Below are 19,159 nucleotides of genomic sequence, written 5' to 3' on the forward strand. Positions count from 1 at the left end.
ATGAAACTTTGGATTACCCGGCCGATGACAGCGGCTGTCGAGGCGCGCGCGCGGGAAGAGTTCGATGTGGATATCCGCCCCGATACGGGCGTGCTGAGTCGCGCGGAAATGCAGCGTGCCTTGCGGGATTATGACGTGGTCATGCCGACGCTGGGCGACCGGTTCGATGCCGAGATCTTTGCCGCGGTGCCTGCGCCGCGGTGTCGGCTGCTGGCGAACTTCGGCGTTGGCTACAACCATATTGACGTAGAGGCCGCCCGGGCCGCCGGTGTTGCTGTGACAAACACGCCGGGCGCGGTCACCGATGCGACTGCCGATATCGCGATGACCTTGCTGCTGATGTCGGCCCGCCGCGCAGGCGAGGGGGAGCGGCTCGTGCGCGATGGCAGCTGGGAAGGCTGGCACCCGACCCAGATGCTGGGTCAGCATGTTACGGGCAAGACCGTCGGCATCGTCGGCCTTGGCCGCATCGGGGCCGCCATCGGGCAGCGCTGCCATTTCGGATTTGGCATGAAGGTCCTCTACACCGCCCGCAGCGACAAGGATCCGGGTTTCCCTGTCTCCCGTTGCGCCAACCTGTCAGAGATGGCCGCGCAGGTCGATTTCCTAGTGGTTGCCGTGCCCGGTGGCGCCGACACCTGGCATATGGTGGATGAAGCGGTGCTTGCGGCGATGCAGCCTCATGCGCATCTGATCAATATTGCCCGCGGCGAGATCGTGAAGGAAGCGGCTCTGATCGCTGCCCTGCGCGAAAAACGCATCGCCGGGGGAGGCCTTGATGTCTATGAATTCGAGCCCGAGGTGCCCGAGGCGCTGCGGGCGCTTGATACCGTGACCCTGCTGCCACATCTGGGCACCGCTACTGAGGAGGTGCGCAGCAACATGGGGCATATGGTTCTGGACAATGTCGCGGCCTTTATCGCCGGGCGGGAACTGCCCAACCCGGTCTGAACCAATCGGGGGCGGTCAGGTTTTGGAACCGTCCCCAACCGCTTCGCGCCAGTGACGGCGGCAGAGCGAGACATAAGTTTCATTGCCGCCGATCTGCACCTGATCACCCGTGGTGATCGCACGGCCCTGATCGTCCTGTCGGATCACCATGGTGGCCTTCTTGCCGCAATGGCAGATGGTTCGCACCTCGCGCATTTCATCGGCTAGCGCCAAGAGGGTGGCGGATCCGGGAAACAGGTTGCCCTGAAAATCTACCCGCAGCCCGTAGCACAGAACCGGCACCCCCAGATCATCGACCACACGAGCCAGTTGCCAGACCTGATCTGGCGATAGGAATTGTGCTTCGTCCACAAAAATACTGGCAACGCTGCCTCGTGATAGTCGTAATTTGATTTTTGCGAACAGATCCTCGCCCGCACTGAACACATCGGCCTCGGCGCTGATGCCAATCCGCGAAGCAATCCGGCCCTTGCCTGCCCGATCATCGACACGTGCGGTCAGAAGGTAGGTGTCCATGTTGTTTTCGCGGTAGTTGTGCGAGGCCTGAAGCAGCACGGCGGATTTACCGGCGTTCATGGTGGAGTAGTTGAAATAGAGCTTTGCCATGCGTGCGGTTTACCCTTTGGCAATGGCTGAGTGAACCGCAAAATAATCCCGGATCGTGGGGATGCAGAGGGCAGTGCGGATCACAAGATTCGAACCCTAATGTCCAAAATACGCCCCCCCACAGTAGCCCGACCAGTCCGGGTCGAAATAGACCCTAGGGATGGATACAGGCACGCGCCACTGGGGAGGACGCCTAAAGAAGGATATGTCGTACACCCGAAACGGATGCTTGACCTCTCCCACTCATATTGAAGCGCAACCTCACTCACAAAGTTTGCTTCAACCCCAAACAAAGATGCACAATAGCATCTGGGCCACTCGTTAAATCCCTGAAAACCCAAGGGATGGCGCTAGTATTGCAATTCGTTTAAAAGGACTTCATGGGAAATTAACAAGTTCATTCCCCGCCCCGGGGCGGCTTATGAGGCAAGATTTACATGGCAGAGATCGGCAGGTACCTGAAAAAGCATACCGAAGCGCTGGTTAAGGACGTTGGCATAGAGGCCGCCTGTCAGATTACAGGCAAGTCCAAGGCGACATTGGGTCGTTACTATTCAGACAATGCCGAACATACGGAACGGTTCATGCCGGTGGATTCCGTGGCCAAGCTGGAGGGGGCTGCTTCTTTTCCGCATGTGACCTCGGCGCTCGCGGATCTGAAGAATATCACGCTGTCCTATAATCACTCCGACGATTCGGGCGTGGAAAGTGTTGGGCGCACAGGCGGGGTGAATGCCGACGTGATCGCGCTGAGCCAGCGGTTTGCAACCCTGATGAGCGAATATCAGGAAGCCATCGCTGATGGCATCATCACCGTCAATGAGGCCAAGCGGTTGCTGCGGGAAACGGTCCTGTTGCAGCAGGTCCTGCTGGATATGAAATTGCATCTCGAAGAAGAGAGCAACTGACGCTCTCGGACGTTTCATTGCGGGGCAGTAGTCCCGCTGGTAGGCCCCGACGGACTGCGGGGCCTTTTCCGTTTTCAGCCCATATGGCGGCGCAGGATCGCCGAGCCGACCGAATAGCCGGCGCCGAAGGAACAGATCAGGCCAATTTCCTGGTCGGCCATGTCATCGGAATTCTGCGCAAAGGCGATGATCGAGCCTGCCGATGATGTATTGGCATAGTCCTGCAGGATATTGGGCTGTTCGCCGGGCTCGGGAGTGCGGCCCAGAACCTTTTTGCCAATGAAATCATTCATCGCCTTGTTCGCCTGATGCAGCCACAGGCGCTTCAGATCGTCATTGGCGATGCCACTGCCAGCCAGATGGCTGCTGATGTGCTCGCTGACCATGGGCAGCACTTCCTTGAACACCTTGCGGCCATTCTGCATGAACTGCATGTCGCGGCGGTCCGCCACCCCGTCGGGGCGCGAGCGGCGCAAGAAGCCGTTGTTGTTGCGGATATTGTTGGAAAATTCGGTGGCACAGCGGGTCGATAGGATTTCGAAATGCGGCCCCTTGGCGTCTTCGATCCGTTCAACCAGCGTTGCGGTCGCCACATCGCCAAAGATGAAGTGGCAGTCACGGTCGCGCCACTCCAGATGCCCCGAGCAGATTTCGGGGTTTACCACCAGCGCCGAGCGGATGCTGCCCGAGCGGATCATATCCGCGGCCACCTGCAGGCCAAACGTGGCCGAGGAACAGGCGACGTTCATGTCGAAGGCAAATCCGTCGATGCCGAGGAGTTTCTGGATCTCGATCGCCACCGCGGGGTAGGGGCGTTCCATATTGGAGGCCGCACAGATCACGGCGTCTACGTCGCCCGCGGTCTTGCCTGCCTGTGCCAGAGCCTTGGTCGCCGCATCGACGGCCATTTCCGCCATGATGCCCGGTTCGTCATCGCTGCGCTGGCGCAGCAGCGGGTGCATGACCTCGGGGTCGAGAATTCCCGTCTTGTCCATCACATAGCGCTGCTCGATGCCAGAGGCCTTGACGATGAACTCTTCCGAAGAGTGCTGCATCGGGGCCATTTCGCCCGCTGCGATGGCCTCGGCGTTCTTTTCGTTCATGCGGTCGGCGTAGGCGTTGAACGCCACGACCAGCTCGGCATTGGTGATGATCTGAGACGGGGTGAAGACCCCGGTGCCGGTTATGGCGGCTGTGTGCATGGTAACGGATCCCGAGTTCGCAAAGTGCCGTATATCTGGGCATTTTGCGTGCGGAAGGTCAAGGTCAGCCGCAAGCTGCCGCAGGGGCAAGCAGGAACAGTGGGGCAGTGTTCGGGGAATGTGAACTTCTTCACATGAAAAGTTCATCCACTGAAGTAATCTACTGCGAATCCCGCACCACGGCGATCCGCTGGTGCACACCCTATTTGCAACCGGGCCTGCCTCATGACCGATGACACCTTGCAGCTATCGCCGGAAATCCGGTCTCTTATGGGCGTTTACGCGCTCTACTGGATGCTGGACGATGCGGTTGAGCGTATGGATCAGGCGCCGCGGATCGGGCGGTTGGAAAGCCGGATCCTGATCCGGCTGGACCGGCCCCGGCGCATGGGGGCGCTGGCACAACTGTTGCTGACCGGCCCCCCGTCCGTCACCGCGGCAGCGGATCGGCTTGAGGAGATGGGTCTTGTGCAGCGGCTGCCCGATCCGGACGACCGGCGGGCGCTGTTACTGCATCTGACTGACCAGGGCCGCGCCGTGCGGAGCCAGCTGGACGAGGAGGCCCGCCGACTGTTCCGCCAGGTCTCTGGCCTTTCAACGGACGAGATCGCGCAGTTCGCGGCGCTATGTGAAAAAATACATGATACGAGTACAGGAAACGGCGCCCCGCTGGGATGCCCGGATCCGAAAGGAGACAGAGAATGAAAATCTTCCACCGAGTGTCACGGCTGATCCTGCCCGCGCTCGCCCTCTCGGCCCTGGTGCAGGTAGGGCCGCTGGCGGCGCAAGAGACGGCCAAACCGGTCAAGCTGCTGAAAACGCAGGCGGGCAGCGTGTTGGTTGAGCGCCAGTTCTTTGGTCAGGTGGCGGCGAAACAATCCGTCGACCTTGCCTTTCAAGTGGGCGGTCAGGTGCTGGAGTTTCCGGTGGCGCAGGGCACCGTGGTGCCCGAAGGGCAGCTTGTTGCGCAACTGGATCTGGAACCTTTTGAGCTGAAACTGGAACAGGCCCGGCTGCAAAAGGCGCAGGCGGACCGCACGGTGGCACGGATGGAGAAACTGACCGGGACGGTCAGCCAGGTGTCCATCGATGATGCGGAAACCCAGGCTGGTCTGGCCGGGGTCGCCCTGCGGGATGCGGAATACGCCTTGCAGCATGCGACGCTGACGGCGCCCTTCGATGCGCTGGTCTCCAGCCGCGAGGTCGAGAAATTCACCACGGTCAGCGCCGGGACGCCCATCGTCCGGCTGCACGATATGTCTGAACTGCACATCAAGGTGGATGTGCCTGAAATCCTGTTTCAGCAGGCAAATGCAGATGAAAAGGTCGATATCACGGCCTCCTTCCCGGGCTGGGACGCCACCTATCCGGTTGAAATCCTCGAATTCGATGCCGAGGCCAGCAGCGTTGGGCAGACCTACCGGGTGACCTTCCGTCTGGCGCCTCCTAAGGATCGGCAGATCCTGCCCGGGGCCTCGGTTTCAGTGCGGGTGCTGGTCAATACCGGCGCTGCGGCGATCCGCCTGCCGGCAACGGCCATCGTGGTGTCCCCTGAAGGGCAGACTGGTGTGATGGTCTTTAGCCCCACCGGGGCCGACAATGGCACGGTCGCCTGGCGGCCTGTCACTGTGACGCCGACGCAGGATGGCGATTTCACCGTCACCGAAGGTCTGACTGGCGGTGAAGAGGTGGTTCTGGCGGGCGGCACCGCCCTGTCGGACGGGCAGGCGGTACGCCGCTTTGCCGGTTTCGCGAACTGAGGGCGGGCAGATGGATATTGCACGCGGCTCAATCGAAAAACCGCTTTATACATGGCTGATCATGTTGATCGCCCTGTTCGGGGGCATCTGGGGTTTCCTGTCGCTGGGACGGCTTGAGGATCCGGCCTTTACCATCAAACAGGCTGTCATCGTGACCCAGTATCAGGGCGCCACGGCAGAGCAGGTGGCGCTGGAGGTCTCTGAACCGCTGGAGTCTGCGATCCAGAAAATGGCCGAGGTCGATATCATCACCTCGATCAACCAGCCGGGCCAATCCCTGATCGAAGTTGAAATCAAATCGACCTATGACGGCAGCGAGCTTCCCGCCGTCTGGACCAAACTGCGCGCGAAGATCCGCGATGCGGCCCTGTCCCTGCCCGAAGGCACAAGTCAGCCCTTCGTGAACGATGCCTTCGGGGATGTGTTCGGCCTGTTCTATGCCGTCACCGCAGACGGATTCAGCGATGCGGAAAAGCATGAACTGGCAACTTTCCTGCGGCGGGAGCTGCTGACGGTTGATGGGGTTGCCGATGTAGATGTCTCCGGCCTGCCGGACGAAGCGATCTATGTCGAACCCGACCTGCCGATTTCGGTCAACTTGAATGTACCACTGACGGCGATTGCCAATGCCATCGCCACCTCCAACTCGGTTCGCCCGGCGGGCAAACTGGATGCGGGCGATGCCGACACCCGGCTTCTGGCGCCGCAAGGATCGGACAGTGTTTCGGAAATCGCCGGTCTCTCTGTTGGGGTACAGGGCGAGGTGATCAACGTGATCGACATGGCCAAGGTCCACCGCGGCCGGGTTGCTGATCCCGATCTGATCGTGCGCTACAATGGGGCCGAGGCCTTTACTCTTGGGGTGGCCGGTATCGCGTCGGAAAACATCGTGGATGTGGGCAAGAACGTCGATGCCAAGCTGGCGCAGCTGGACAGTGACATCCCCTACGGCGTGTCGCTGCAGCCGATCTATCAGCAGCACGTGGTGGTCGAGCAAGCCTCGAATGACTTCCTGGTGAACCTGGCGATGTCCGTCGCCATCGTGGTTGTGGTTCTGGCGCTGTTCATGGGCATGCGCGCGGCCATTGTCGTCGGCGTGACCTTGCTGCTGACCGTGGTCGGGACGCTCTTGTTCATGAACCTTTTCAGCATCGAGATGGAGCGGATCTCCCTGGGCGCGCTGATCATTGCCATGGGGATGCTAGTGGACAATGCCATCGTGGTTGCCGAGGGCATGCAGATCTCGATGCTGCGAGGCAAGAACTCGCGCGAGGCCGCGCATGAGGCCGCCAGCAAGACGCAGATCCCGCTTCTGGGCGCGACTGTCATCGGGATCATGGCCTTTGCAGGTATCGGCCTCAGCCCGGATTCCACCGGTGAATTCCTCTTCTCGCTGTTTGCTGTGATCGGCATTTCGCTGCTGCTGAGCTGGCTTCTGGCGCTGACGGTGACGCCGTTGCTGGGGCATTATTTCTTCAAACGCGGCACTGGTGGCGGTGGCGACGAATACGGCGGGCTGATTTTCCGCGCCTATGGCGCCAGCCTGCGTCTGGCACTGAAACTGCGCTGGCTGGTGGTGGTAGGGCTGATCGCCCTGACGACCGTGTGTTACATAGGCTTTGGACAGGTCAAACAGGCGTTCTTTCCCGACTCCAACACGCCGCTGTTCTTCGTGCATCTGAAACTGCCGCAGGGCACCTCGATCCACACCACTTCGGCGCAGCTGCAACGGGTCGAAGACTGGTTGGCCGAGCGTCCCGATGTCGAATCAACCGCGGCCTTTGTGGGGCAGGGGGCGACCCGTTTCATGCTGACCTATTCGGCGGAAAAGGCGAACCCCAGCTATGGCCACCTGATCATCCGCGCGAGCAGCCTGCAGGAAATCCCGGCGCTTCAGGCCGATCTTGAGGCCTTTGGGCGCAGCAATTTCCCCGAGGCGGAATTCCGCACCAAACGTCTGGTCTTTGGCCCAGGCGGCGGTGATCCCGTTCAGGTTCGTTTCTCGGGTCCCGATCCGGCGGTTCTGCGCCAGCTGGGGGAGGAAGCCATGGTGCGGCTGAAAGACGGCTCTGAAAGTATCCTGAGCGTGCGGCACAATTGGCGCGAACAGGAACTGGTGCTGGAACCGATCTATGCCACAGACCGGGCACAGACGGCGGGGATCACCCGCGAGGATATCGCGGGCACCTTGCAGTTCTCCACCGACGGGGTGACGGCGGGCATGTTCCGTGAACGCGACCGGCAGATCCCGATCATCCTGCGCAGATCGCCGGAGGATCAGTTCAACATCATGGATCAACTGGTCTTCTCCACCTCGTCGAACCGTTTCATGCCTCTGGAACAGATGATCGACGGGGTCGAGATCAAGGTGCAGAACACCCTGATGCATCGCCGCGACCGGGTGTTTACCCTGACCGTGGGGGCGGATATCGCGCCGGATGTCACTGCTGCAACAGTGTTCAAGGAGGTGCAGAAGAGCATCGAGGAGATCGCCCTGCCGCCGGGCTACCGGATGGAATGGGGCGGGGAGCACGAAAGCTCGGCCGACGCCAACAAGAGCCTTGGCGCGCAGCTTCCGGTGTCCCTGCTGATCATGGTGCTGATCTCGGTCCTGCTGTTCAATGCGATCCGTCAGCCGGTGATCATCTGGTTGCTGGTGCCGATGTCGGTCAACGGCGTGGTCATCGGGCTTCTGGGCACCGGTCTGCCCTTTACCTTTACCGCGCTTCTTGGGCTCCTCAGCCTGTCGGGCATGCTGATCAAAAACGGCATCGTCCTGGTCGAGGAAATCGATCTGGTGCGCGCCGAAGGGCGGCCGCTGCGCGAGGCGATTGTCGAAGCGTCGGTGTCGCGTTTGCGTCCGGTGATGCTGGCCGCGATCACCACGATCCTTGGCATGGCGCCCCTGCTGAGCGATGCTTTCTTCGTGTCGATGGCGATCACGATTATGGGCGGTCTGGCCTTTGCCACCGTGTTGACGCTGGTGGCGGCGCCGGTGTTCTACCTGATCTTCTTTGCACGCGATGAAAAACGGGAAGCCTCTGCAGCCTGACCTGACGGTCTGGTACCAAACTCAAAAGGCCCCGGATAATTCCGGGGCCTTTTTGCATCTGCGCGGATCGCACCGGTTGCGCAGCGTCAGATCAGCGGCACGAAGGGCACATCGCAGGCACTGAGTGTCATCAGGGTCAGAAGAGTGATCATCATGCGCATTTTGGCGCTCCTTTGGTTTTGCTGCTCGATCACGGCAGCTGACCCCAAAGCGCCGCACAGGTCAAACCTTTCTCCGTGCCGCAGAGAGGCGACGGTGCTGCGGCATGATGTCTTTAAAATGCTCCGCTAACCCGTTGTTCAATACTTTTGTTAAGAATGATATTCTGAACAGAAGCGTGCGAAGGTCCAGCAATCGGCGAGGGAGTTCTTCATGACACGAGCATATTTGCGTGCGGTTACCGTTTCATCCTTTTTCCTGTTGGCAGGCGGCGTTCATGCGACATCGACCGGGCACGGTGAAGAGATGCACGTGGTCCCCGATGCGGTGATCGCAGAGCAACGTCAGGCCCTGTCGGAAAGCACGCTGTTTGCCGGGTTCGGCCCGCAGGCGCCGCGCGATATCGACAGCATGGGCGGCAGCAACAAGGTCAGTTTCGAAGCCGCACCGCCCTATAACGAAATGAACCTCTGCAATATTCATTTCCACGAAAGCGCCGAACACCGGGGCGGGGAATTCACCACCTATGCTGGCAACGGCGATGGTCACGGCTATGGCAGCGGCTACAAATATTCCGGTGAGCTGAGCGTGACGGAACTTGCGCCTTACCATGAAGAGGTCGGAGCCACCGAACACGGCAGTCTGGTGCCCGGCGACACGATTGAGGTGCATTTCGTGCACACCACCGCGCGGGTCGATCCCGGCCCGACGCTTGGCTCCTGCCTCAGCGAGGCCATCAAGAACCCGCAGCTGCGGGTGGAGGCGCAGGTCTTTGTGCTGGTCAATGACGAGGCCGCGCTCGATTTCACCAAAGTCACGCGCTTACAAAAGAAAAACGGCCTGACCCAGGCGGTAAACATGCCAACCGATACCGGGCGGCCGGTCGTCTATGCGGGTTCAACCACCGGGCCTGGCTATAACGAGAAGGGATCGCCCTTTCAGGTCACCTGGGCGGTGCGCCCCAAGGTGGCCAAGGTCAGCATCCAGTCGGTCGCCAGATGGCTGGACTACAACACCTTTGACGAAGACCACGCCCATGGCGTGCGCAATCTGGTGATCAATCCCGACCTCCTGTCGGTGATCGGACGCTGACACGCGCTGCCCCGCTACTGGGGCGCAAGGTTTAGGAGCAGGGGGGGCCGGGCAGACGCCCTCCGGTTCAGACGCTGGTTCCCAGTGCCCGGCGAAATGCCATCAGGCTGCCGGACAGGAACACCGCGCCCAGGCAAGCCATCGTCAGCAGTTCGGGCCAGACAATCGACAGATCCGCCCCGCGGAACACCACGGCCTCAGCAAAGGCCATGTAGTGGCGCGAGGGCAGCAGCCAGGTAAAGGGCTGCACGATATCAGGCTGGCTTTCGATCGGGGTCATGCCGCCGGACAGCATCATCATCGGCATGATCGTCATCATGATCAGCAGGGCGAATTGCGCCATGGTCCGGGCGATGGTGCCAAGGAAAATCCCGATGGCCGCCGCTGCAAACAGGTAAACCGCTGTGCCCGCAAAAAGCAGTGCGTGCGTGCCGACCATTGGCACCTGCAGCAGACCCTCGAACACCACCAGCATCGATAGGGCAAAGACGCTGATGATGATCAGCCCATTGGCCCAGATCTTGGCCAGGGCGATCTGAAAAGCGGTGAGGGGCATAACCAGAAGATGTTCGATGGTGCCATGCTCGCGTTCGCGGATCAGGGCGGCGCCGGTCAGCATGATCGCGACCATGGTCAGGTAGTTCAGGATGCCATTCAAGGCATTGAACCAGACCTGGCTGCCATTGGGGTTATAGGCCCGCCGCAGCACCAGATCGACCGGCGCACCGGCGGACGGATCGCGGCCCGCCAGATAGCGGCTGACCTCGGTCTGGATGATCGCCTGAATGTATCCATCGCCCAGCCCAGCCTGCATCACTGCGGTTGCATCGATATGCAGCTGGATTTCGGGTTGGCTGCCTTTGCGCAGCTGTGCCTCGAAGTCGGGGGGGATGACCAGCGCGAACAGGAACCGCGCCTGATCCAGTCCGGGACCGATCTCATCCGCATCTATGGGGATCGGGGTTTGGAAATAGGGCGGGTAAAAGGCGTTGGCGATCTGGCGTGACAGCTGCGAATTGTCCTCGTCCGCAATGGCGATAGAGGCGTTATTGACGTTCTCCGGTAGGCTGGTGGCATCCATATAGACCATGAAGGTGAACACGAAGAGGATCAGCCCCGCCATCACCGGATCCATCAGCACCGTGCGTAACTCCTTGGTGCCTAGCCAGAAGATATGGTGAAGCGCCTTCATGTTATTTCTCCTGCTTGCGCAGCAACAGCACTGCAATGGCCAGGAAGACCGGAAAAAACAGGCTCAGTTTCACAATGTCATGGCTCAGCGCCGCCCAGCCCAGCCCCTTGGTATAGGCGCCGACACTCAGATGCATGAAATAGGAGGCAGGCCAGGCCGAGCCGATCATCTGCGCCTCGGGCGACAGGGTCGAAATCGGCTGGATCATGCCGGAATACTGCATGGTCGGCATCAGCGAGAGCAGCGCCGCCGCAAAAACCGCGGCGACCTGCGTTTTGACCAGCGAGGACACGACAAGGCCATAGGCGGTGACAGCAAAACCATAGCACAAGGCCCCGAGCGTCATCGCGGACAAGGAGCCTTTCAGCGGCACATCCAGTACAAAGATGACCATCAGCGTCAGCACCAGGTAATTGCACATGGCAATAGCGACATAGGGCAATTGCTTGCCCACCAGGAACTCGATGCGATTGGTGGGGGTGACATAGAAATTGGTGATGGTTCCGATTTCCTTTTCCCGCGCCACGCTGACGGCCATCAGGATGACAGGAAACAGCATCAGCAGCATGGCCGGTATCGACGGCCCCATCGAGCGGATGCTGGCAAAGGTCGGATTGTAGCGGTAGCGGTTTTCGATGGTGAAACTGGACTGTTCCTGCGGATCGACACCGGCCTCCAGCATCAGATCGCGCAGATAAATGGCGTGCCCACCGGTGATATAGCCTTCGACGGTTCCGGCCCGCATCGTATTGGCCCCATCCAGCCAGGCCGAAACTTCGGGCGTGTTGCCCCGCGCAAGATCACGGCCGAAATTCGGTGGGATCTCGACGGCGACGCTGACCTCGCCTGCCGCCATCTGGCGGATCAGATCCTCCCGGTTCAACAGATCCGGTTGTTCCAGAAAATACCGTGATCCGGTGAAACTGCTTAAGTAGCTACGGCTGGCCGGAGACTGGTCCTGATCCAGCGCGGCAAAGGTCAGATCCTCCACATCCATCGAGACACCGTAGGACAGCACCACCAAAAGGATCACCGATCCGAGAAAGGCAAAGGCCAGCCTGATCGGATCGCGGATTACCTCGACCGTTTCGCGCAGGCTGTAGGCCAGCAATCTGGACAGGCTGAACCGGCCAAGGCTGGCCGGGGGATCATGGGCGTCTGGCACGCCTCCGTCCTGCAGGGCCACGCTATCGGCGCTCTCGCCTTCTCCGGTTGCGTCTTCGATATAGGCCACAAAGGCGTCCTCAAGCGAGGTTGCGCCCTTGGCCTCAACCAGATTGTCCGGCGTGTCATGGACCAGCACTTCGCCCGCATGCATGAGCGAGATGCGATCACATCGCAGCGCCTCGTTCATAAAATGGGTCGAGATGAAGATCGTCACCTTGTCGCGGCGGGACAACTCGATGAGGAACTCCCAGAACCTGTCCCGCGCCTCGGGATCGACGCCCGATGTCGGCTCGTCCAGGATCAGGATTTCCGGCTCGTGCAGCACCGCCACCGCCAGCGACAGACGTTGCCGGATACCAAGCGGCAGCCCGCCAGAGCGTGTATCCATCACATGCGATAGCTCGAACCGGTCGGCCAGCGCCGCGATGCGCGCCGTGGCCTGCTGGCTGGGGATCTGGAACAGCCGCGCGTGCAGGGCGAGGTTCTGCGCCACCGTAAGTTCGCCATAGAGCGAGAAAGCCTGGCTCATGAAACCGACGCGTTTACGGGTCGCAAGATCCTTGGCGTTCACCGGCTTACCAAAAAGATAGGCCTCACCTTCGGACATCGGCAACAGGCCGGTTAGCATCTTCATGGTGGTGGTCTTGCCGCAGCCGTTGGAGCCGAGGAAGCCGAAGATTTCGCCAGGGCGGATTTCGAAACTTACGTTGCTCACGGCGGTGAAATCGCCGAACCTCCGGGTCAGGCCGCGGGCCACGATGGCGGGGCGCTCGCCATCGGTTTGCAGCGGCGGAATGACCAGCTCCGGCAACTCGCGGCCCTCCCCGCCGGGCCGCAGGCGCACAAAGGCGGCCTCAAGACTGTCGGTGCCGGTTCTGGCGCGCAGTTCTTCTGCCGTGCCGGTGGCCAGAACCTGGCCTGCATCCATCGCCACCAGCCAGTCGAATTCTTCGGCCTCCTCCATATAGGCGGTCGAAACCAGAAGGCTCATGCCGGGATGTTCCTGCCGGATCTTGGCAATCAGGTCCCAGAACTGGCGCCGCGACAGGGGGTCGACCCCGGTGGTGGGCTCATCCAGGATCAGCAGGTCTGGATCATGCAGCAGCGCACAACACAGGCCCAGTTTCTGTTTCATCCCCCCCGAGAGTTTTCCGGCGGGGCGATCCAGAAAGGGAAAAAGCCCGGTTGCCCGGGTCAGCCGCGCGATCCGGCGGTTGCGTTCAGCGCGGCTTTGTCCAAACAGCTTGCCAAAGAAATCGAGGTTCTCCTGAACGCTCAGGTCCTGATACAGGTTCTTGCCCAGCCCCTGCGGCATATAGGCAAGGCGCGGACCGATCCGCTGCCGGTGGCCCGCCTTACGCATGTCGCCGCCCAGCACCTGCAGCGTGCCGGTCTGCATGACCCGCGCACCGGCGATCAGGTCCAGCAGCGTCGATTTTCCAACCCCGTCCGGCCCGATCAGGCCAACCACCTTGCCAGCCGGGATGTCGAGCGTCACATCCGCAAGCGCGACCACGTCCTTGTAGCGCTGCATCAGATTGGCAGCGCGGACGACGGGCTGGCTTTGATCCTCCATGGCCGGGCCCTTACTCTTGCGCGGTCAGTTCGGGGGGGATGTTGTTCAGAAACTCCGGCCAATCCGGCAAGGTCTCGCTGGCCAGACGCACATAGGCCACGCCGCGGATCCCGGTCTTCACAAGGTCAATGTTCGCTTCGACCAGCGGTTGTGGCACCCGGACCCGCACCCGGAACATCAGGTCCTGCCGTTCGCTGGCGGTTTCGACCTGTTTGGGCGTGAATTGCGACACTGGTGAGACAAAACTGACCTTGGCCGGGATCACCACATCGGCGATATCAAGCCGGATGCGGGCCTCGCTGCCGATGGATAGGAGATGCGCCTCGGTGGCGGGCAGGAAAAACTCCAGATAGACCTCGGTGAGATCGACCATGGTCAGGACGCGTCCGCCTGCGCCGATGACCTCTCCGGGCTCGGTCAGCCGGTAGAGTACCCGTCCAAGGGTCGGTGCCGTCAGGCGGGCATCGTCGAGGTAGGTCTGCACTTCCTCAATGGCGAAACGCGCCGCATCCACCGCGCGCTGCTGCGACAGAAGCGATGCCTTGGCCACGGTGAGGTTGGCCTCGGCAACCTTGTGATCGCTGAGACGTACGTCGAGGGTTTCGGCAGTTGCGACCCCGCGGGATACCAGCTCGCGGGTGCGTTCCAGCTCCTGATCGGCCAGCAGCAACCGCGCCTCGGCTTGCGCAATGGCGGCCTCGGCGGCTGCAACCTGGCTTTCCACCGATGCGTATTCCGCCTGTGCCCGCGACAGTTGCGCCTCCAACTCGCGGGTTTCAATGGTGGCGACCAGTTGGCCGGTCTCGACCAGATCACCCTCTTTCACCTCGACCGTGGCGACCCGCCCGGCGATCCGGCTGGAAATATCGACCTGAACCGCCTCGATGCGACCGTTGCCCGAGGTAATGCCATAGGGCAGCTCACCATTGCCGTTGGCGGTGTAGTAATAAAGCCCGGCGCCGGCCGCCAGGACCGCGATACCGGCTATGATCCATCTGCTAGAAAACATCTTTCATCCCCGGCTGTGCTGCATGGCCAGAGGCGTCGGCGCCAGCTTGTGCGTCCGACAGAAATGTGCGGACGTGGTCCGCGATAACGCGCTCTTCATTGGTGGCGATGACATAGGCGCCGACCCTGCTGTCCACACCGTGAATGCGGATGTCATTGCGGGCGTTGGCCTCTGTATCAAGGGTGGCCCCCAGCCAGTCGCAGCCCTCAACGATCCGGGCACGGATCTCGGCTGCGTTTTCGCCCATGCCACCGGTAAAGACCAAGGCATCGATACCCTGCGCCGCGGCCGCCAGCGCGCCGATCTGTTTGCAGGCGCGATAGACAAAAAGATCCACCGCCTCCTTTGCGGCGGGGCTATCGCTCTCCAGCAAATCGCGCATGTCATCGCTGAGGCCCGAGACACCGAGCAGCCCCGATTGCCCACCAAGCAGAGCCTCGACCTCCTCAAGGCTCATGCCCTTCTCGCGCATCAGGTAGAGCGGCACGCCGGGGTCCAGCTCACCGCAGCGTTTGCCCATCACCAACCCGTCCAGCGCTGTGAATCCCATGGTGGTGGCGATGCTTTTGCGGTTTTTCATCGCGCAGATGCTGGCGCCATGGCCCAGATGCAGCACCAGAACCCGGCCATCGGCGCGATCTCCAAGGTGGGCGGGCAGTTGCGAGGCGATAAATTCGTAGGAAAGCCCGTGAAACCCATAGCGCAGCACCCCAGCATCTGTGAGCGCGCGGGGCAGGGCAAAGATCTGCCCGATCCGCGGCGTGGTGCGGTGAAAGGCGGTGTCGAAACAGGCGATCTGCGGGATGCCGCGCCAGGCCCGTTGCAAGGCGTCGATCCCGGCGAGGTTATGCGGCTGATGCGCCGGAACCAGTGGAGCCAGCCGCTCCAGCTCGGCCCTGACATCGGTGGTTACCCTTGTGGCATCCGCAAAACGCTGGCCGCCATGGACCACCCGGTGCCCTGCGGCGATGACCTTCAGTCCCGCGCTTTGCTCTTGCAGGTGGCGGACCAGCCAATCGAGAACCTCTTCGTGATCGGCTTTAGCAGGCAGGGGGAGCGGCTCTGAGATGTCATCGACATGATGAACCGGGCCAAGGCCGATCCGGTCGATATGGCCCTTGGTGAAGGCAGCGCCGTCGCCCACAGCAGCGTAGAGCGCGTATTTGACCGAGGAGGAGCCGACGTTGAGGGTGAGGATTGCTTCGCTCATGGTGCGACCCTTGCCTGTTGATGGCGCACAAGCAGCTGCGCCAGAGCTGCCGAGGCGACCCGAGCCAGTGCGCCATCCGCCCGGCTGGTCAGCATGATAGGCACCCGCGCGCCCAGAACCAGACCCGCGGCTTCGGCGCCGGCGAGGTACTGCAATTGCTTGGAAATCATATTGCCGGCCTCCAGATCAGGGGCGAGCAGGATATCCGCGTCCCCGGCGACATCCGAGGTAATCCCCTTGGCCTGCGCCGCCGCGCGGGAAATCGCGTTGTCAAAGGCCAGCGGCCCGTCAAGGATGCCGCCGGTGATCTGGCCGCGCTCTGCCATCTTGCACAGGCCCGCCGCCTCGACCGTCGAGGGGATCTTGGGGGTGATGGTTTCAACCGCCGACAGTATGGCAACCTTTGGCGCGGCAACGCCAAGCGCCTGCGCCAGATCGATGGCGTTTTGCAGGATATCCGCCTTGGTCAGCAGGTCGGGAAAGATATTGATGGCCGCATCGGTAATCATCAGCGGCTTGGGGTAGCTTGGCACATCCAGAACAAAAACATGGCTCATCCTGCGTTCGGTCCGCAGGCCGGTGGCCTTGTTGACGACTGCCGACATGACCTCATCGGTGTGAAGGGCGCCTTTCATCAGGGCCTCGGCCTTGCCCGTGCGCACTAGTGAGACCGCCATGTCAGCTGCAGCGTGGCTGTGCGGGGCATCCACGATCTCGATCCCTGCCAGATCCAGACCCGCCTCGGAGGCGGCCGCCTTTATGCGCGGGGCCGGACCGATCAGAACCGGCGTGATCAGCGCCTTGTCCCGTGCCTCCAACGCGCCCTCCAGCGAGGCGACATCGCAGGGGTGCACCACAGCGGTCACGATCGGATCAAGCGGATGCGTGGCGGCAATCAGCGCATCAAACCCTGCGCCGGGCTTGCTCAGCTGACCCGAGGGGCGACCGGAGCGCGGCACGCGCAGGGGCTTGTCCGGTGCGATCACCTCTGCCGTGCCTTCGACAAGGGCGGCATCGGCGCTATCGGTGCAGAGGCAATCGAGCATCACGTGCCGGGTTTCGGGATCGGTTTCGCGCACTGTGATGCGCGTGGTGATCATCTCGCCAAGGCGGGCCGGGGCAAGGAAGCGCAGGGATTGAGACAGGCAGACCGTGCCGGGACCGGGCAATTCGGTGGACAGCAATTCGGAAATCAGCGCACTGCCCCAGGCGCCCGCCGCAATCCCATCGTCCGGCGCAGCCGCGTTACCGCCTTCAGGCAGGTCGACACAGGGGCCGATATCGTCATCACGCAGAGCGCGGGTCAGCTCGGCGCTGTCGCCGGGGGTGATCTGATCAAAGGTCTTGCTCTCGAAATACTGCATCAGTGCCTCGTGATATCAATTATCCGCTACAATCGGGCAAAGCGCGCCGTGCCGCAATATCCCCCCGCTAACCCGGTCGGGGGCGGTGGCGTCACCCCATGAGTACGTAGGTGCCTGGCGCCGGGCAAAGCGCCTCTCCCATCGCGGGGCGCGCAGTGGGGTCTCCCGACCGGGTTTCAAGCCAGGCCACCCATTCCGGCCACCAGGAACCTTCCTTGCGCTCGGCAACCTCGCGCCACTCGTCGGGGGGCAGATAGCGGTCCCGGTCGCAGCTGGTGTGAACGTGATAGTGGCGCCGGGGGTGACCGGGTTCGGAAACCACACCGGCATTATGCCCGCCTTTGGTCAGTACGAATGTGACCGGGGAACTGGTCAGCGCGTCGATTTTGAACGCCGATTTCCACGGCGCCACGTGATCGGTTTCGGTGCCGACGGCAAAGATCGGCAACCGCAGATCATCAAGCGACACCGGATGGCCGCCGACCTCGTATTTTCCGGTGGCCAGTTCGTTGTTCAGAAACAGCTTGCGCAGATATTCCGAATGCATCCGGTAAGGCATCCGTGTCGCATCGGCGTTCCAGGCCATCATGTCATTGAGCTTGGGCCGCTCCCCCATCAGGTAATCCTTCTGAAGCCGCGACCAGACCAGATCGTTCGAGCGCAGCAGTTGAAAGGCGCCGGACATCTGACCCGCATCCAGGTATCCCTGCTGCCACATCATGTCTTCCAGAAAGGCGACCTGGCTTTCGTTGATGAACAGCATCAGCTCACCTGCTTCGGTGAAATCCACCTGGGTGGCAAAGAGCGTCATGCTGGCCAGCCGGTCGTCGTCATCGCGCGCCATGGCCGCAGCGGTGAGGCTGAGCAGGGTGCCGCCCAGACAATAGCCCGCCGCGTGGATCTTCTTGGTACCGGTGATGTCCTGAATCGCATCCAGCGCCGCCATCGGTCCCTTCTTGCGGTAATCGTCCAGTCCGAGATCAGCATCTTCGGATCCTGGATTGCGCCAGGAGATCATGAATACCGTGTAGCCCTGCTCGGTCAGGTATTTCACCATCGAGTTCTCGGGCGACAGATCAAGGATGTAGTATTTCATGATCCAGGCCGGAACGATCAGCAGGGGTTCGGGCTTCACCTTGTCGGTGGTGGGGGCGTATTGGATCAGCTCGATCAGATGGTTGCGGAAAACCACCTTGCCCGGGGTCACCGCCACGTTTTCCCCCACATGGAAATCCGTTTCCGGGCGGAGAGGTCTGCCGATCAGCAGTTCCTGCATGTCGTCGCGCAGATTTTCCATGCCGCGCAACAGGTTCATGCCGTTTTCGTCTTTGGTCTTTTGCAGCACTTCGGGGTTGGTTAGCGGAAAATTGGCAGGCGAGACTGCGTCAAGCATCTGGCGCGCGATGAAGGACACGGCGCGTTCATCCTCGCAGCTGACGCCGCGAACGCGGGTGGTCGCCTCTTGCCACCAGTCCTGCTGCAAAAGGAACGCCTGCTGAAATGCGTTGAAGGGTTGCTTCTGCCAGGCGTCATGGCTGAAGCGCCGGTCGCGGCGTGCAGGTGGGATGCAGAGTTTGACCGCGTCAGAACCAAGAGAGGTTTCAAACAAGTAGCGACCATAGTCCGCTGCCCCTGATACGGCCTTGTTCCACAGGTTCATCTGCTTGCCCGGGGACACGGCAAGATGGATCGACCAATCGCCGACAACCCGCATGATCGCCGCCGGAGAAAGACCCCCGGTCAGCTTTGCCAGTTTGGAGCGCGCTTCCTTGTCGAGCAAGTCGCCAATCTCGGCGGCAGGATCGTGCTCCGGTTTCTGTGAAACCTCTGCAGGCATGGCCTCGGGCAGGGGAGCGGGGCGGTTCGGAATGCCCGTTTCCTGGCCCTCGGCCGCCTTGTTTTCCGTGTTCA

The 19,159-nt window shown here is 61.4% G+C and carries 14 protein-coding genes; 6 read left to right on the top strand and 8 right to left on the bottom strand.

What is annotated here, in order from left to right; translation table 11 throughout:
• Positions 1-951 (top strand): 2-hydroxyacid dehydrogenase, encoded by a 951-nt coding sequence (locus SM764_RS12680; protein WP_369001938.1) that lies wholly within the window; start codon positions 1-3, stop codon positions 949-951.
• A gap of 15 nt (positions 952-966) precedes the next feature.
• On the opposite strand, the gene SM764_RS12685 is transcribed toward SM764_RS12680, so the two are convergent.
• Positions 967-1,557 (bottom strand): thymidine kinase, encoded by a 591-nt coding sequence (locus SM764_RS12685; RefSeq protein WP_274868612.1) that lies wholly within the window; start codon positions 1,555-1,557, stop codon positions 967-969.
• 437 nt (positions 1,558-1,994) lie between these two features.
• Here SM764_RS12685 and SM764_RS12690 point away from each other — a divergent pair, with 437 nt between their 5' ends.
• Positions 1,995-2,465, top strand: coding sequence for a hypothetical protein (locus SM764_RS12690; RefSeq protein WP_065272916.1), 471 nt, complete (start codon positions 1,995-1,997; stop codon positions 2,463-2,465).
• A 74-nt stretch (positions 2,466-2,539) separates the two neighbouring features.
• On the opposite strand, the gene SM764_RS12695 is transcribed toward SM764_RS12690, so the two are convergent.
• Positions 2,540-3,667: a beta-ketoacyl-ACP synthase III gene (locus tag SM764_RS12695; RefSeq protein ID WP_369001939.1), complete on the bottom strand. Its 1,128-nt coding sequence runs from the start codon at positions 3,665-3,667 to the stop codon at positions 2,540-2,542.
• 225 nt (positions 3,668-3,892) lie between these two features.
• On the opposite strand from SM764_RS12695, the gene SM764_RS12700 reads away from it, so the two are divergent.
• The 4 genes from SM764_RS12700 to SM764_RS12715 all read left to right on the top strand — a co-directional run bounded on the left by SM764_RS12700 (position 3,893) and on the right by SM764_RS12715 (position 9,730).
• Positions 3,893-4,372, top strand: coding sequence for a MarR family winged helix-turn-helix transcriptional regulator (locus tag SM764_RS12700; protein ID WP_368948225.1), 480 nt, complete (start codon positions 3,893-3,895; stop codon positions 4,370-4,372).
• Positions 4,369-5,427: an efflux RND transporter periplasmic adaptor subunit gene (locus SM764_RS12705; protein WP_274868615.1), complete on the top strand. Its 1,059-nt coding sequence runs from the start codon at positions 4,369-4,371 to the stop codon at positions 5,425-5,427. Before SM764_RS12700 ends, SM764_RS12705 begins: the two co-directional genes overlap by 4 nt.
• A gap of 10 nt (positions 5,428-5,437) precedes the next feature.
• Positions 5,438-8,479 carry an efflux RND transporter permease subunit gene (locus tag SM764_RS12710; RefSeq protein ID WP_369001940.1) on the top strand — a complete coding sequence of 1,014 codons (3,042 nt, stop codon included), beginning with the start codon at positions 5,438-5,440 and terminating at the stop codon, positions 8,477-8,479.
• 372 nt (positions 8,480-8,851) lie between these two features.
• Positions 8,852-9,730, top strand: a complete 879-nt coding sequence (locus tag SM764_RS12715; RefSeq protein WP_369001941.1) for a delta-class carbonic anhydrase — start codon at positions 8,852-8,854, stop codon at positions 9,728-9,730.
• 67 nt (positions 9,731-9,797) lie between these two features.
• Here the strand turns inward: SM764_RS12715 and SM764_RS12720 are convergent, their stop codons facing one another.
• From SM764_RS12720 to SM764_RS12745, 6 genes are all read right to left on the bottom strand, one after another.
• The gene (locus SM764_RS12720; protein WP_274837782.1) at positions 9,798-10,922 is read right to left on the bottom strand and encodes an ABC transporter permease; all 1,125 of its coding nucleotides are present in this window, start codon (positions 10,920-10,922) and stop codon (positions 9,798-9,800) included.
• 1 nt (position 10,923) lies between these two features.
• Complete coding sequence (gene rbbA, locus SM764_RS12725; protein ID WP_369001942.1) at positions 10,924-13,665, bottom strand: ribosome-associated ATPase/putative transporter RbbA; 2,742 nt, start codon at positions 13,663-13,665, stop codon at positions 10,924-10,926.
• Between the two features lie 10 nt (positions 13,666-13,675).
• A complete protein-coding gene (locus tag SM764_RS12730; protein ID WP_274830122.1) occupies positions 13,676-14,674 on the bottom strand; it encodes an HlyD family secretion protein in 999 nt (332 codons plus the stop codon).
• Entirely contained in the window at positions 14,664-15,884 is a 1,221-nt protein-coding gene (locus SM764_RS12735; protein ID WP_369001943.1) for an acetate/propionate family kinase, read from the bottom strand. The genes SM764_RS12730 and SM764_RS12735 overlap by 11 nt, the downstream gene beginning before the upstream one ends.
• The gene (locus SM764_RS12740) at positions 15,881-17,248 is read right to left on the bottom strand and encodes a bifunctional enoyl-CoA hydratase/phosphate acetyltransferase (protein WP_369001944.1); all 1,368 of its coding nucleotides are present in this window, start codon (positions 17,246-17,248) and stop codon (positions 15,881-15,883) included. Before SM764_RS12740 ends, SM764_RS12735 begins: the two co-directional genes overlap by 4 nt.
• Before the next feature lie 91 nt (positions 17,249-17,339).
• Entirely contained in the window at positions 17,340-19,085 is a 1,746-nt protein-coding gene (locus SM764_RS12745; RefSeq protein WP_490363080.1) for a PHA/PHB synthase family protein, read from the bottom strand.
• Between the last annotated feature and the right edge of the window lie 74 nt (positions 19,086-19,159).

This window comes from Pseudophaeobacter sp. 1A16562 (assembly GCF_041008785.1).
GTDB lineage: Bacteria > Pseudomonadota > Alphaproteobacteria > Rhodobacterales > Rhodobacteraceae > Phycobacter > Phycobacter gallaeciensis_A.